Raw genomic sequence first — 13,951 nt, 5'->3', positions numbered from 1 at the left:
TCTAGCCAATATTGGATTTGACCTTTGAGTAACAAGGATTTCGCTCGTTATTAAACCATGAAAAATTCACCCATCCAAGGGAAAGTAAACAGTTGTTAATAGAAGTGCCATTCTATTCACTTGCGCAAACGAGAAGAAGAAGCCAGAAAACCCCCTTAATTGAGTGCAAGACAAACCTGAAAACCCAGGAGAATGAAGAGTCACCATTCGACCCGACCGCATGCGCCATGAGCCAAATTGAATTGCCTGCCGAAAGCGCCGAGACCCCGCTGAACGATCCCTCATCCAAGCCAGACCAAATGAAACAGGCGGTGAAGGACATGACGCCATTGAAAGGCAAAACTGCCTTGGTGGTGGATTCAGCACTGGCCACAAGGCGGGCATTGCAAGACCAGCTATCGCAACTGGGCTCCAAAGCGGTTATTTTCGCCAGCTCAGTTTCCGAAGTTGAACAGCATTTGGCCTCGCGTGAGTTTGCATTGATTGTGTGTGAATATCAGCTTGAAGGTGATCGAAACGGCCAACAACTGCTGGAAGACCTCCGGGTTAACAAAAAACTGGCCTGGTCAACTGCGTTTATGATGGTGACCGGTGAGCGCAGCTACGGCAACGTAGTTGCAGTTGCCGAGTTTGAACCCGATGACTACTTGATCAAACCGTTCACAGCGTCGACCTTGTCAGACCGTGTGGTGCGCATTTTCAACCGCAAAGCGCGATTAGCAGACGCTTACCGCGCCATGTACGATGGGGAATACGAAGCGATACACCCAATATGCGAAGAATTGGAATCAAAATTTCCTCAGTATCTAAATGAGCTTGAGCGAATGCGCATTGAGTCCTACTTTCGTTCTCGCCAATATGACAAGACCGAAGCGGAACTAATTGAAAAACTTGAAAAAATCCCCAAACCCTGGATGCAACTGTTGCTGGCCAAAGTCAACCTTGAAAAAAAGCAGTTTGACGACGCCAACAACTTGCTGACTGCAGTGGTTAAAACAAACCCGGAATACCTGGCTGCCGGAGATTTGTTCGCGGAAGTGCTTTGGGAACAGAATCGCCCTGCGGAGGCGCTTGAAATTCTTGAAAAAATGGGGGCCAAGGCGCTGTCATCTACAACACGTCTGCGCAAGCTGGCCGACCTTGCTGTGCGCATCGGGGACAATACCAGGTCGAAAAACTATTTGACCAAGGTGATTGACCGATCCCGGAATACGTCGCTTTCCCAAATACACGATTACCTTCAATTGTCGAAAATTTATGTGAAAGAGGGCCGGCACGAAGAAGCAGAAAAACTGACTGCAAAAATGCGTACCACGGTCAATTCCTCGGAGCTGGACTTGGCGCGGGCCATGATGGCCATTCAAAAAGAAATCGCGGATGGTCGCGACGCGAAAGCAGCAGACAAGCTGGCGAACTTTTTTGAAAGCAATTCTGACGATTTGCCCTCATTTGAACCGGAAACGCTGACGAGCCTGCTCGAACTGTGCTTTGCCGTCAACATGGACAACAAAGGTTACGAACTGGCGAGCCAAATCACCAGACAAAAACCGTCCAAAGCAATGCTGGACAGAATTCGCGGCGCAATCGCCGAATACAAGGACAAACAAATCTCAAGCGGTGACTAAAATCGGGCAGTTCAGAGAGCCCACGCATTTTTGATCAGTTCGTCCAAATAAGCTCCGTAAAATTCTGGCAACCCGCTACCCAGCAGGGGTCTACCCGCAACAGCACCTGTGCCACCAAACACCATGACGGTGGGTGAAAATTTCACATTCAATGGTGCAGCAAGTGACTTGCCCGTGTAGCGCCTGCCATCAAACCAGATGAAGCTGCGTTTTTCATCTGAAAAATCGATTTCGTACACACCCACCCTGCCCTTGTAATTGGGATCAGTGTGAATGTGCCGCAAAGATTGTTGCCGTACTTTTTCACAGTACGCGCAATCGGGCAGGGAAAAAAGCACAATCACCGCAGGCATGTCCTGCTGATGCAAATTGTTGGGAAAGGCCAGAGAGGCACCACCCGCCGCATGGGCAGTGGGTGCAAACCACGCAAACAAAACCAATAGCCAGATTGCTTTCATGAGATTTAGACAGCCACACCCGGGTTGTCGTTCATTCCAATCAATTTTGGTGTGTAGGGCACTTTGGTGGCGATGGTTTTCTTGTCTTTCAAATAGGTTTCAACCACATCCCAAATAGGCGGCTCGCCATTGCTGCGCGCTTCTTCGGCCACGGGTGCCCAACCGGCCACCTTGTAGGTTTTGGACGCTTCAATGGGCTTGCCATTTAAACGCATGTCCGAAATTCGCTGCCCTGCTTCACCATTGGGATTGCAGGTGTAGGTCAGCCCGCCCACACGCACCATGTCACCGCCCTGCTGGTAATACGGATCAGGGTTGAACAAGTTGTCGCAAACATCTTCCAGCACAGTTTTGATGAATTCGCCTTTCATGTCGGAAAGCGTGGTGTTGGGGTACGTAATGGCAGTTTGATCCATCAAGTGCTCGCGCGTGATGGTTTGACCCGGTAGCAAACTGGTACCCCAGCGAAAGCCTGGAGAAAAGGCAATTTCAGCGCCTTTCACTTCCATAAGCGCATCCACAATTAATTGGTCCCAGCTGCCGTTGAAGTTTCCACGACGATAGAGCAAGCCTTCACTCAGGGCCAAGGGCTCACTGAGTTTTTCGATGTAGGGTTTGCGTACGTTATTTACAAAGGCTTGCATGTCCGGGTCGGCGGGAAGCATGTTCGAAAACACGGGCAACAGGCGGTATTTGAAATCACGCAGCTTGCCCCCTTGAATGTCCATGTCCAGCACACCCAAAAATTTGCTGTTGCTGCCCGCATTGGTGACATAGGTAGTGCCAGATGAATTCTTCACCGGAATGGCGTTGGGTACGCCATCATGGGTGTGACCACCCAAAATAAAATCAATGCCGGTTACACGGCTTGCGAGTTTCAAATCCACGTCCATGCCGTTGTGTGAAAGCAGAACGACAACTTGAGCGCCTTCTGCACGCACTTGGTCAACCACTTCCTGCATGCTTTCTTCCTGAATTCCAAATGACCAGTCAGCCACTTGGTAACGCGGATTTGCAATTGGTGTATATGGAAATGCTTGGCCAACAATGGCCACTTTTGCACCGTTGATGGTTTTCATTACATGGCTTGGAAAAACCGGGTCCCCGAAATCAGCGGTTTTGATGTTCTGGGCAACTATGTCGATTTTGCCTTTGAAATCGTTTTCGGCAATTTCAAGCACACGGTCCATGCCATAAGTGCATTCCCAATGCAGGGTCATCACGTCAACGCCCAACATTTTTGCAGCATCAACCATGTCTTGCGCATTGGTCCACAAGCTGGTGGCAGAACCCTGCCAAGTGTCACCACCATCCAGCAACAATGCGCCGGGCCTGCTGGCCTTCATCATTTTCACCAGGGTAGACAAGTGCGCGAAACCGCCCACTTTGCCGTAATGCCGGGCAGCTTCTTCAAAATTCAAATAGGTGAAGGCATGCGCTTGTGCAGAACCTGGTTTGATGTTGAATGCCTTCAACAACGATTCACCCACCAAATGAGGCGCCTTGCCAAAAGCATCACCGATACCCAGGTTCACATTGGGTTCACGGAAATAAATGGGCACCAGTTGAGCGTGGCAATCGGTCATGTGCAACACGCTCGCGTTGCCAAATGGCTTCAAATCGTAAAGCTTTTCACCATGACCACCCGCCAGTACCTGCGGAGGACTGATTGCCATGCCAGCCGCCGAGGCAGCAGCCAGCATGCCCATGAATTCACGTCGATTCATTTGCATTGGGTATCGCTTCGCTTATTTGTTGACCGGTGAATCGGGTGACAACAGCAAAGCCATTGCGTCTTTCATCTGTGTTTCAGTCAAGATGCCTTCAGCACCGAAACGCGGCATGTTGGAACAGGCATTGTAGGCGTGTGAATTCCAGATCTTCACCCAGGTGTATTTCATGATTTCTTCGGAATTGCCGCGCAACTTGCCGTATTGGTAAAGCGAGGGCCCCAGGTTACCGTATGAAAGCTCTTCAGGTGCCAACTGGTGACAGGCATAGCAGTTGCCACCTGCCGCCGTGCCCTCCTTGTCGGAAAACTGAAACCCAACGCCTGTCTGGGCCAGTTTCTCACCCGCTTTCCAATCGCCCAAATACTTTCCATCGACCGGAAACTTCACTGCCGCAAGCGCGGCTTCTTGAAGTTTCACACGTTTTGCGTCGGTCAAACTACCGGGATCCGACTCCGCAAGTGAACACGCTTTCTGAAGCTCGGTCTGGTTCACGCGATCCAGTTTGGCAATTCCCTTTTCCTTGAATGAAGAGATCATCAACTGCTTGATTTCTTCGTCGGTCGGCTCAGCCACCTCGGGGCGACTTTCCGTGTTTGCACATCCACCGATCAGAGCCCCAGATACGGCAAGCAACAGCACACCGGCGGAATTTTTAAATGTAATACGCATAGTTGTTCTCCTTGTTGTTAGCGCTTAAGCGAAGTGGCCTGCATGGTACCGCCCTCGGCTTTTACACCCAGGTAGGTAATCAGGTCGATCGACGCTTGCGAGCCATACTTCAACTCGGGGAAACGTTGTTGACGGAAACAATCGTACATGCGCCATTGCACGGAACGAACCGCCCCCTGCGACACCCGGTAAGCCGGCCATGCGCCAAAGGCTGCCTGTGCAGGCTCGGGCTTGGTCAAATTCGGCAAACCCTGCAGGCGAATACGCTGGTCATCCGTTGCATGGCAACTGGCACAGGAAAAATCGTAAGGACCAGCCCGGTAGAAAAATATTTTCTCGCCCCGCGCGCGGGACGCTTTTTCCTCAGGATGCCCTTGAGGCACCTTGATGGTCGCCCCGCGCGACTGAGCGTAAACATAAGCCACCAGTGATTCCAGCTCTGTGGGCTTTTCGCCAGCACCTGAAAATGGCTTCTTGGTGATTTCAGCTTCGGTGCGGCCTTGCAGGGTCATCATGCAATGCACCAAGCGAGACTCCACATCCATGACTTTGCCTGTGTCACTGAAAAAGCGGGGCATGGTGGCGACCGCACCTGCCAACTTGCCAGGGCCGGAACCCAAATCACATTGCTCAAGCGAAGCAATTTTCGGCCCCTGTGGCTTGGTCCACAGCTCTTCACCGCGCAGTTCAACCAACTCAGCCGGGTTGCCATCGGCCAACATGTCACGGTATTCCTGAATGCCCTGCTCGACTGTTTTTTGCGCATGCGCATTCATGGTGATGGATGCCAAAGCACTGGCACCCACGAAGGCCACAGCGGCCATACGAACCGCTGTTTTTGCTGTTTGCCTCATCTCACGCCCCTTTCTTGTCGTTATGAATCGATTTGGGATCACGCCACTTTTGTTTTGTCAGTTCGGGAGTCGCCTTTGTTGTCGGTCCAGGTTATTTCTACCGTGTCGCCAACCTTGCCACCCTTGAATGAAAACGACATGAAAGGATTCTTGGATACGGCTGGACCCCAGTTGGCTTGCAGTACGACCTTGTCGCCGCACTTGGCAGTCACATTTTGAATAAACCATGCGGGCACCAGGCTGCCATCTGAGGCCTTGCGCTGGCCAGTTTCCATTTCGTGTGCCATCAACACTTTCACTTCAACTTCGTCGCCGTTTGCTTTGGCGCGAATTTTCATTGGATCACCCATGTTCTTCTCCTGAATATTGATTTAACCGCCGCAACCACCGAGAGTCACTTTGACTTCTTTCTTGGCAAAGTAATACTTGCCATCGGCTTTTACGAGTGCATACACATCGCTGGACCTGCCCATTTTTACACGGGTGTTTACTTTGGCATCAGTTCCGGCAGGAATCATGAATTGAGCCGACAACATGGATGGGTTGTTGGCCACCAACAGCGAAATTTCACTGGTTTTTTTTAGCTTGCTGTCTGCGCCCACAGGCACCACTGCACCGTTTTCAGCAATGTCGGGAGCGATTACGGTGATGTCAGCACTTTCCGTGGGCATGCTGCCCCCCAAAGCTTTCATCAAATCATCCAATGACTTGGCGCCAAACACCTTATCGGGATATCCGGCAGCAGCGAACACCTCTTTGGGATTGATCAAGCCTGCAGCCACGGCCAAACCCAGCACTGTCAGGCTTGAAGAAGCCTTCAGCACATTGCGTCTGTTTTGGTTCATTGAGTAACTCCTCCTAAAAATAAATCTGCTCACTTTCTCTTGGACAAAAACCAGTCAGAAAGTGCGTTTAAATCTTCATCTGACAAATGCGATTGCGCAGGCATTGGCATGTCGCCCCACACCCCGCTACTGCCAGCCTTGATGCGTTGCGCAAGATACGCCCTGGCATCGGCTTTGTCTTTGTACTTGTTGGCAATAGCAACAACGGATGGACCCAGCTTTTTGTTGTCCACTCCATGGCAGGCCACACAACCATTTGCATTGAACAACGACTCGCCTGAATTCATGCTGACCTTGGGCGCCGATGGTTCAGTGCCCGCTTGCGCCACGGTAACCACGCCACGCACGGGGCCAACCAAACGATTTTGATCTTTCAAGTTGCCATGCGCATCTTTTGCATAATCAGGCATAAAAGAAATGACTTTCGCGTCAGGCGTGCAGTTTGACATGCAACGCGTCTCTTTTACATCGGGTTTACCCGATGGCAACCACATACCATGGTTGGTTTGCATGCCATTGCGATTGGGGAGCCGGGCTTGCGTGGCAGCCATGTTGGTGTGGCTCAACACAAAGTCATCGCCCACTACACCGCCCATATTCAGAATGTATGCAGTCACTGCATACACCTCCTCGGTACTCAGACTTTTAGGCGCATTCCAGGGCATGGCGCGGTTAATGTAGTCCCACAAAGTAGAAAGCGTGGGTACCTTCATCAGGGTGGTGCGTTGGGGCGATGAGCCATCTTTAAGCGATTGAACCCGACCCGTCTGAATATCGGTGACGCTTGTGCCACCGACAATCGGTGTAAATATTTCGTTGCTTTCACCAAAAACACCATGACAGGAAGCGCATTGGGCGTCCCACACTTCCATGCCTTTCTGCACACTGCCGCTGCCTTTGGGCAGGCCCACAAAGTCCGGGCGAACATCAATGTCCCAGGCCGTCACCTCCGCAGGGGTAGCCACGCGGCCCAGACCTTCAAATGCCAGTGCACTTCCACCAAACAGCAAGCCTGTACAAACGGCGATTAGCATTTTAAGCGGTTGTCTCATGCCCTACCCCACATGCACATTGTGCACTTCACCTGCCGCATCAACGCGCCAACTTTGAATTGCGTTGTTGTGATAAATGCTTTTGTCGCCGCGCTTGTCGCGCAGCGTTCTGTAGCTGGGTTGCACATAGGCAGTGCTGTCGACTGCCCTGCTTTGCAGCAACACTTCACTTTTCCCATCCCACACCCAAGGCAGGTTGAAACGGGTCAGGGATTTATCATGGACCGGCCCTTGCAGCTTGGCGGTTTTCCAGTTCCTGCCACCATCGGTAGACACATCCACTGCAGTAATTTTTCCGCGGCCACTCCAAGCCAAGCCTGTGATGTTGTAAAAGCCAGGACTGAGCAGTTGTTGTCCGCCAGAAGGAGTGGTAATCACGGATTTGCATTCCTGCACTGAGGTGTATTGCCGGTGCAAACCGTCTGGCATTAAATCAATGTAGTGAATCGCCTCATCTTTCGTGCCATAGGGCTTGTCGCCCACCTCGATTCGGCGCAGGTATTTCACCCAGCTCACGCCCTGCACACCTGGCACCACCAAGCGCAGCGGGTAACCGTTTTCAGGGCGAAGCATTTCACCGTTTTGGCCATAGGCCAAAAGAACTTCACCACTTTCAATTAATTCCATGGGAATGGTGCGGGTCATGGATGAACCATCGGCACCCTCAGCCAACACAAAGCGCCCCTTTTTCAAATCCACACCGCAGAATTCCAATACCTTGATCAAAGGCACACCGGTGAACTCAGAACAACTCAGCATGCCATGTGTATATTGCACAGTGGGCACCGCCACATTGGCCCATTCCATGCCGGAGTTGGCACCGCATTCAATGAAATGGACGCGCGAAACCGATTCCATTCGCATCAGTTCATCGACAGTGAACACCATTTCTTTTTTTACCAAACCGTTGATCATTAAACGGTGCTGGGTGGGGTCAATGTCCCACCAGCCCTGGTGGTGGCGCTCGAAATGAAGACCCGATGGTGTAATAATTCCAAACAAACCCTGGAAAGGACAAAACGACACCGATGAGCCACCCACGCGAGTCAGCCCAGGCGATTCACGGCGCTGCAGATTCTTTTCATACTGTGAAGGCAGACCATAGGGCATGGTGGCAACAGGCTGACCAAGACCTTTGCTGTGCAAAGGCAAATTCAGAATGGCTGGGTCGCCTTTCGCTGTACTTTGAGAAATGGCCATGCCTGGTGTTGAAGCCACTGCGCCCACCGCAGCGGCAGCAAAGGCTTTTTTGAAAAAACTGCGGCGATCTGTTTCACTGGCGCGGTTAACAAACGCAATGTCGGTTCGACTTACGAAATTTTCAGGGGCGCGTTGAATCTGACCCAATGGGGTGTTCGAAGGAATGTCCAATGACACACATGTCTCCTGAATGCTTTTTAATTATATATGCGCATACGCTCATAATATTAATGTACACTCTGGCGCAGGCTTGTGCAAGTCATTTGGACCTAGGGTTTCTTCCTAGTTTTTTGCTCGGTTTTGCGATCAGCTTTGTTTTTACGCAAACTGTCGTGATCAATTTTGTACTCGGGTTTGGAAATACCCTGGCTGGTCGGGTCTGTGGGCAACACATTGTGCACAGCCTGCGCACCCACCTTGGCCACCAAACGAACTGTGTCATAGGCAGAGTGAGTGATTTTTTTCTCCACCATGTGTACAGCCGATGAAATCGGCGCAATCGGGCGAATCTTTTTGAGTACAGAAAACGGAATATCGGCGATTCGCCGATGCACGCCCTCTACCTGACGTGTTCCTTCGTCCAGCGTGGCAGACACCAAGTCAACAATGCCGCGCAAATGGGGCTCAAGTGACTTTTTTCGGGACATACAAACCTCTTGGGGCCGTGATTGTTGTTAATCGAATTCTAGAAGAGATTCAATTGCAGCGGTAGACAAACCATTCCACTGTAAAATACCCAAATTCTGAGATTGATTCAAACATTGTGGCAATTATCATTTACGACCTGGAGTGTGAATACTCCCATCGCTTCGAAGGCTGGTTTCGCTCGAACGACGATTTCGACGATCAACGAGAGCAACAATTGCTGACGTGCCCGGAATGTGGCACCTCCGCCATTCGTAAGGTACCATCCAAAATTAATATTGGCAGCAAGGCCTCGGTTGAAACTAGGCTTACCGAGCCAAAACCTACCGAACCAACAGCAGCTGTGGCTCAAAAAGCAAATTCAGTTGATGTGGCAACTGCATTTGTAATGGCACGCCAAGCTATTCAAGCGCTGATCAATCATTCCGAAGACGTCGGCGATCGATTTGCCGAGGAAGCTCGGAAAATTCATTACGAAGAAGCGCCAATACGCGCCATTCGTGGCCAAGCCAGCCCGGAAGAATTTGAAGAACTGCGCGACGAAGGCATTGAAATTATTGCCCTGCCAATTTTGCCCAGTGAAGAAGAACTGAATTAATCACTGGGCTTAAGTGGCCATTGACTCATTGGCTTACTTACCCAGTCCGCCCAGCAAGCTGGGTTGAACAATTTCAATCCAGTAACCATCCGGGTCTTTTACAAAGGCCACGTTTTTCATTTTCCCCTGCTCAGGGCGCTTTACATACTCAAGTTTGTTTTCGTCGAACCAGGCCACCGCCTGATTTAAATCGGGAACAGCGAAGCAGATGTGCCCGAAACCCTGCGGCTGGGCATTGCCATCGTGGTACTTGAATTCAGCGTCTTTCTCGGTGCCCCAGTTGTGGGTTAATTCAAGTACACCACGCTGGGAAAATGTCCATGTTGTGCGCTCGGCTTCATCCGCGGGGGGTGTTTCACCGTCACCCAACTTGGCCAGAAAATACAGCGAGAACGACATTTCCTGAAAATCGAGTTTACGCAGCAGGATCATGCCGAACACTTTTTCATAGAAATTCAACGACACAACTGGGTCTTTGATGCGCAGCATGGTGTGATTAAACACAAATCCATCATGTGGGTTTTGGCTCATGGTATTTATCCTTTATTTAACGCGGCGTTTTTCAAGCTTGCGTGCCAGTGTTCGGCGGTGCATGCCCAGCCTGCGCGCGGTTTCTGAAATATTGAAATCGGTTTCTACCAGTACCTCGTGAATGCGTTCCCATTCAAGGTTCTTGATTGAGGTGGCCCGGTTGGTCAATTCCACTGGTTCGCTCCCGGCAACGTGGCCAAAAGCGGCTTCAATGTCGTCGGTGTTCGATGGCTTTGCCAAATACTGGCAAGCGCCCAGCTTAATGGCCTCGACTGCGGTGTTGATGCTCGCAAAACCAGTAAGCACAACAATCAACATGGCCGGGTTGTGTGCATTCAAAGCCTGAACGCAATTCAAGCCTGATGAACTTCCACTGAGTTTCAAATCCACCACGGCGTGCGTGGGTGTGTGCTTTAAAAGCAAGGTTTCCATTTCATCTTGACTGCTAGCGTGAAGTACCTTGTAGTCGCGCCGCTCGAATGAGCGCTTCAGCACGCGCGCGAATGACTCATCGTCTTCGACCAGCAACAACAACCTTTCCTTACTGCTACTTTGGTTCATCGCGCTTGGTTCTCCAAATTACCATCTTGCACCACCAGCGAGCTCAGGGGCAGAACGATTCGCACCTCGGCCCCTCCTTCTGAACAATTGCGTGCCTGAACCGAGCCGCCCAAAGTGCGCGCCACATTCATCACCAAAAACAAGCCCAAGCCCCCCCCCGGGCGGCCTTTGCTGGAGTTGTAGGGTGTGCCCACCTGTTCCAAAATATCGGCCCGAAAGCCTGGGCCCTGGTCGGTAACAGTCAAAAACAAATGTTCCTGGTTTTTGGACACGTCAAAACGCAGCCAGTTCGGGGAAACTTCCAAAGCGTTGTCCAGCACATTGAACACCATCTGCTTCACAGTGGAATCAAAAGCCACTGTAAACTCTTCTTCAACCTGGTTATTGAACTCAAAGTGCTGCGCTGGTCGGCTACTTTCCCACTCTTGAACCAGATCTTCGAAGAAGTCGTGCAAAGTGGTTTTCGCTGACGACTCACCGCGTGTTTCCCCGGCTGATAACAATATGCCACTCACAATGCTTTTGCATCGAATCAACTGGCTTTCAACTTCCTCAATTTCTTCGAGCATGTCGGCGTTGTTTGCGAACTGGGGCATGCGCTTCCAGTCGCTGAGCACCACTGACATGGTGGCCAGTGGTGTACCCAGTTCATGTGCAGCGCCACTGGCCAGCAGGCCCATGCGTACAATGTGTTCTTCCTCAGCAGCGCGTTGTCGCAACGCGGCCAGTGTGGCATCGCCCGCACGCAGATTGCGCCCGATTCGCGTGATAAAAATTACCAGCAAAGCAGCATTGAGTACGAAGCAAATGACCAGGCCGCTGGCATACAGATCAGCCAGCTTGTAAGTGCTGTTCAACGGCAGCACAAGGGGGTGATTGAACACAGACAAGAATGCAAGGCACAGCGTCGTGATGCCCACCACCAGCCAAGTGGACTCAGAACGCAACAACACCGCACTTAAAATAACCTGCAATAAAAACAGAAATACGAAGGGGTTGTTGATGCCACCGGTGAAGTACAGCTGTGCGGTCAGGCTGGCGATGTCGACCAGCATGGCCAAAAACAATTCCCGGTTGCTGACCACACGTTCTTCATGCCAGCGCAAATGACTGCCAATATTGAAAGCAATCAAACACACCATCACTGACAGCATTTGAAACAGGGGCAGCTGAATATTCAAGCCCCAAGTGGCCACCAAAATGGTTGCAATTTGCCCACCCACCGCCAGCCAGCGCAAGTGAATCAAATGCAGCATGTTTTTGTGACCGGTTTCATTCAGTACATTCGTTTCATCAAAGGCGCTTGCGCCCTGACGAATGGAAACAATGTCGGTATTGATGGCCATGTGAATGTGGATCCTGCGGCGGTATTACTTTCGATTCAACCAGACGGTAACACCCGCTACCATCAAGGCCAAAGCATACCAAGTGAAGGCATACACCAAGTGGCTGTTGTGAAACTTGATTACAGTTAATCCATCGACCGGGTAGGTTTTGGGGGTAAACCCGGTGATTTCCTCGCCCAAATTTCGGGGTGCCCCCGCATCAATAAAATAGGGGGCAGCTGGTTGCAAATTGTAGTGCTCGGACAAAGCTGCAATGTCGCGTGAATACCAGCGATTGCCCGCAGGGTCGTTTTCCCGTAAAAATGCCCCACCCTCTTCGCTGATGCGCAACAGGCCACGCACTTCAAACTGGCCTTGCGTGTTCTCGACAGTCATTGGATCGACTTCATTCAAAGGAATATAACCGCGATTAATCCACACAACTTCTCCGCCTATTTGGCGCAGTGGTGTGAGTAGCCAGTGTCCTGCCCCCAACACCGTGGTGGCCTGTACGCGCGTGGTGAACTGGGGCAGCAATTGACCCTGCACCTTCACGCTCAGGTATTCATGGGTGTCGCGGCCCACCTTGGGCCATTCAGTAGCTGCTGGTGCGTTTACAGCTGGCGCATCAACGCGGCTTTCCACCCGCTCAATCAAATCGAGTTTGTAATCAAGCCGGTAAACCTGCCAAGTGCCCAGCGCAAAAAAAGCGCTGAAAAAAAAGGCCGCCAGGGCAAAGCCCAGCAGCCTTTTGATCGAGTTGGGGGCACGGTTTGAATGGGTAGTTGATCCGTCATTCATTGTGCGCCCCGCTCCTTCACTTCAGCTGTTGAATCGACTCGATCGCTTCGTGGTTCATGCCCGGCATCATGTTGGTGTTCAGGTGGTACATCACCCAGATCGAACCCACCAATGTGATCACCACAATAATCAGCGTGAACATCAGCGCCAACATGGTCCAGCCGCCTTCCGACTTGCTGTTCATGTGCAGAAAGTAAACCATGTGCACCACCATTTGAACAGCACCCAAGGCAAGAATTACAAGCGCTGTGGTGGTCGAACTCTCAAATACACCGCCCATCACCAAGGCGAAGGGAATTACTGTCAGGATAACTGCCAGTACGAACCCTACGGTGTAGTCGCGCATGCTGACGTGAATTTCATCGTCATCATCGTGGTGATCGTGGTGGTCGTTGACGTTGTGTGGATGTGCGCTCATGGCAATACTCCCATCAAATAAACGAAGGTAAACACGCCGATCCAGATCACGTCGAGGAAGTGCCAGAACATGGACAGGCACATCACGCGGCGGCGATTTTCAGGAATCAAGCCGTGCTTTTTCAATTGGAACAACAACACCACAAGCCAGATGATGCCGAAAAACACGTGCAAACCGTGGGTGCCCACCAGTGCAAAGAAGGCGGTTAAAAATCCACTGGTTTGCGGTGTTGCACCAATGCTGATGAAATGCCAAAACTCGTAAATTTCAACAGCCAGAAACGCCAGGCCCAACACACCCGTAATACCCAACCACAACAGGGTGGTATTCAGCTTGCGGTTTTGCATGCCCACCATGGCCACGCCATAGGTAATTGAACTCAGCAACAGAAACGCGGTGTTGATTGCCACCAGATTCAAATCGAAAATTTCCGCACCAGTGGGGCCACCCGCATAGTTGCGGCCGATCACCGCATACGTGGCGAACAAACAAGCGAAGATCAAGCAATCGCTCATCAGGTAAATCCAGAAGCCCAAGGACGAACCATTTTTAGGATGGTGGTCCTTCACGTAATAACGTGCACTGGGGTCATTGGACAAATCTGCGGATGCGTTCATGGCTGCATTCATAGTTAGT

General features: G+C 51.2%; 17 protein-coding genes. 2 read left to right on the top strand and 15 right to left on the bottom strand.

Annotation, left to right across the window (positions count from 1 at the left end; genetic code table 11):
* Positions 1-227: 227 nt before the first annotated feature.
* Positions 228-1,625: a tetratricopeptide repeat protein gene (locus NSP04_RS09005; protein WP_257511997.1), complete on the top strand. Its 1,398-nt coding sequence runs from the start codon at positions 228-230 to the stop codon at positions 1,623-1,625.
* Between the two features lie 11 nt (positions 1,626-1,636).
* On the opposite strand, the gene NSP04_RS09000 is transcribed toward NSP04_RS09005, so the two are convergent.
* The 9 genes from NSP04_RS09000 to NSP04_RS08960 form a co-directional block, all read right to left on the bottom strand.
* On the bottom strand, positions 1,637-2,083 hold the full coding sequence (locus NSP04_RS09000) for a thioredoxin fold domain-containing protein (protein WP_257511996.1): 447 nt from the start codon (positions 2,081-2,083) through the stop codon (positions 1,637-1,639).
* A 5-nt stretch (positions 2,084-2,088) separates the two neighbouring features.
* Positions 2,089-3,810, bottom strand: coding sequence for a thiosulfohydrolase SoxB (gene soxB / locus NSP04_RS08995; protein WP_257512278.1), 1,722 nt, complete (start codon positions 3,808-3,810; stop codon positions 2,089-2,091).
* A 21-nt stretch (positions 3,811-3,831) separates the two neighbouring features.
* Entirely contained in the window at positions 3,832-4,485 is a 654-nt protein-coding gene (gene soxX, locus NSP04_RS08990) for a sulfur oxidation c-type cytochrome SoxX (RefSeq protein ID WP_257511995.1), read from the bottom strand.
* 17 nt (positions 4,486-4,502) lie between these two features.
* Positions 4,503-5,339, bottom strand: coding sequence for a sulfur oxidation c-type cytochrome SoxA (gene soxA, locus NSP04_RS08985; protein WP_257511994.1), 837 nt, complete (start codon positions 5,337-5,339; stop codon positions 4,503-4,505).
* Positions 5,340-5,377: 38 nt separating this feature from the next.
* A complete protein-coding gene (gene soxZ, locus NSP04_RS08980; protein ID WP_257511993.1) occupies positions 5,378-5,689 on the bottom strand; it encodes a thiosulfate oxidation carrier complex protein SoxZ in 312 nt (103 codons plus the stop codon).
* A gap of 21 nt (positions 5,690-5,710) precedes the next feature.
* Entirely contained in the window at positions 5,711-6,184 is a 474-nt protein-coding gene (gene soxY, locus NSP04_RS08975) for a thiosulfate oxidation carrier protein SoxY (protein ID WP_257511992.1), read from the bottom strand.
* Between the two features lie 29 nt (positions 6,185-6,213).
* The gene (locus NSP04_RS08970) at positions 6,214-7,236 is read right to left on the bottom strand and encodes a c-type cytochrome (protein ID WP_257511991.1); all 1,023 of its coding nucleotides are present in this window, start codon (positions 7,234-7,236) and stop codon (positions 6,214-6,216) included.
* 3 nt (positions 7,237-7,239) lie between these two features.
* Positions 7,240-8,613, bottom strand: coding sequence for a sulfite dehydrogenase (gene soxC, locus NSP04_RS08965; RefSeq protein ID WP_257511990.1), 1,374 nt, complete (start codon positions 8,611-8,613; stop codon positions 7,240-7,242).
* A gap of 92 nt (positions 8,614-8,705) precedes the next feature.
* Positions 8,706-9,083, bottom strand: coding sequence for a hypothetical protein (locus NSP04_RS08960; protein WP_257511989.1), 378 nt, complete (start codon positions 9,081-9,083; stop codon positions 8,706-8,708).
* Between the two features lie 116 nt (positions 9,084-9,199).
* Here NSP04_RS08960 and NSP04_RS08955 point away from each other — a divergent pair, with 116 nt between their 5' ends.
* The gene (locus NSP04_RS08955) at positions 9,200-9,679 is read left to right on the top strand and encodes a DUF1178 family protein (RefSeq protein WP_257511988.1); all 480 of its coding nucleotides are present in this window, start codon (positions 9,200-9,202) and stop codon (positions 9,677-9,679) included.
* A gap of 33 nt (positions 9,680-9,712) precedes the next feature.
* Here the strand turns inward: NSP04_RS08955 and gloA are convergent, their stop codons facing one another.
* The 6 genes from gloA to cyoC are packed head-to-tail and all read right to left on the bottom strand — an operon-like array spanning position 9,713 to position 13,944.
* Positions 9,713-10,210 (bottom strand): lactoylglutathione lyase, encoded by a 498-nt coding sequence (gloA, locus tag NSP04_RS08950; RefSeq protein ID WP_257511987.1) that lies wholly within the window; start codon positions 10,208-10,210, stop codon positions 9,713-9,715.
* Positions 10,211-10,222: 12 nt separating this feature from the next.
* Complete coding sequence (locus NSP04_RS08945) at positions 10,223-10,771, bottom strand: response regulator transcription factor (protein WP_257511986.1); 549 nt, start codon at positions 10,769-10,771, stop codon at positions 10,223-10,225.
* Positions 10,768-12,117: an ATP-binding protein gene (locus NSP04_RS08940; RefSeq protein ID WP_257511985.1), complete on the bottom strand. Its 1,350-nt coding sequence runs from the start codon at positions 12,115-12,117 to the stop codon at positions 10,768-10,770. The genes NSP04_RS08945 and NSP04_RS08940 overlap by 4 nt, the downstream gene beginning before the upstream one ends.
* 24 nt (positions 12,118-12,141) lie before the next feature.
* A complete protein-coding gene (locus NSP04_RS08935) occupies positions 12,142-12,897 on the bottom strand; it encodes an SURF1 family protein (RefSeq protein ID WP_257511984.1) in 756 nt (251 codons plus the stop codon).
* Between the two features lie 16 nt (positions 12,898-12,913).
* Entirely contained in the window at positions 12,914-13,315 is a 402-nt protein-coding gene (gene cyoD / locus NSP04_RS08930; RefSeq protein WP_257511983.1) for a cytochrome o ubiquinol oxidase subunit IV, read from the bottom strand.
* Entirely contained in the window at positions 13,312-13,944 is a 633-nt protein-coding gene (gene cyoC, locus NSP04_RS08925; protein WP_371825017.1) for a cytochrome o ubiquinol oxidase subunit III, read from the bottom strand. Before cyoC ends, cyoD begins: the two co-directional genes overlap by 4 nt.
* Positions 13,945-13,951: the final 7 nt, after the last annotated feature.

The organism is Limnobacter parvus, from assembly GCF_024623725.1.
GTDB classification, from domain to species: domain Bacteria; phylum Pseudomonadota; class Gammaproteobacteria; order Burkholderiales; family Burkholderiaceae_B; genus Limnobacter; species Limnobacter parvus.
The sequence above is the reverse complement of the archived record's forward strand: the minus strand, read 5'-3'. Positions and strand labels throughout refer to the sequence as shown.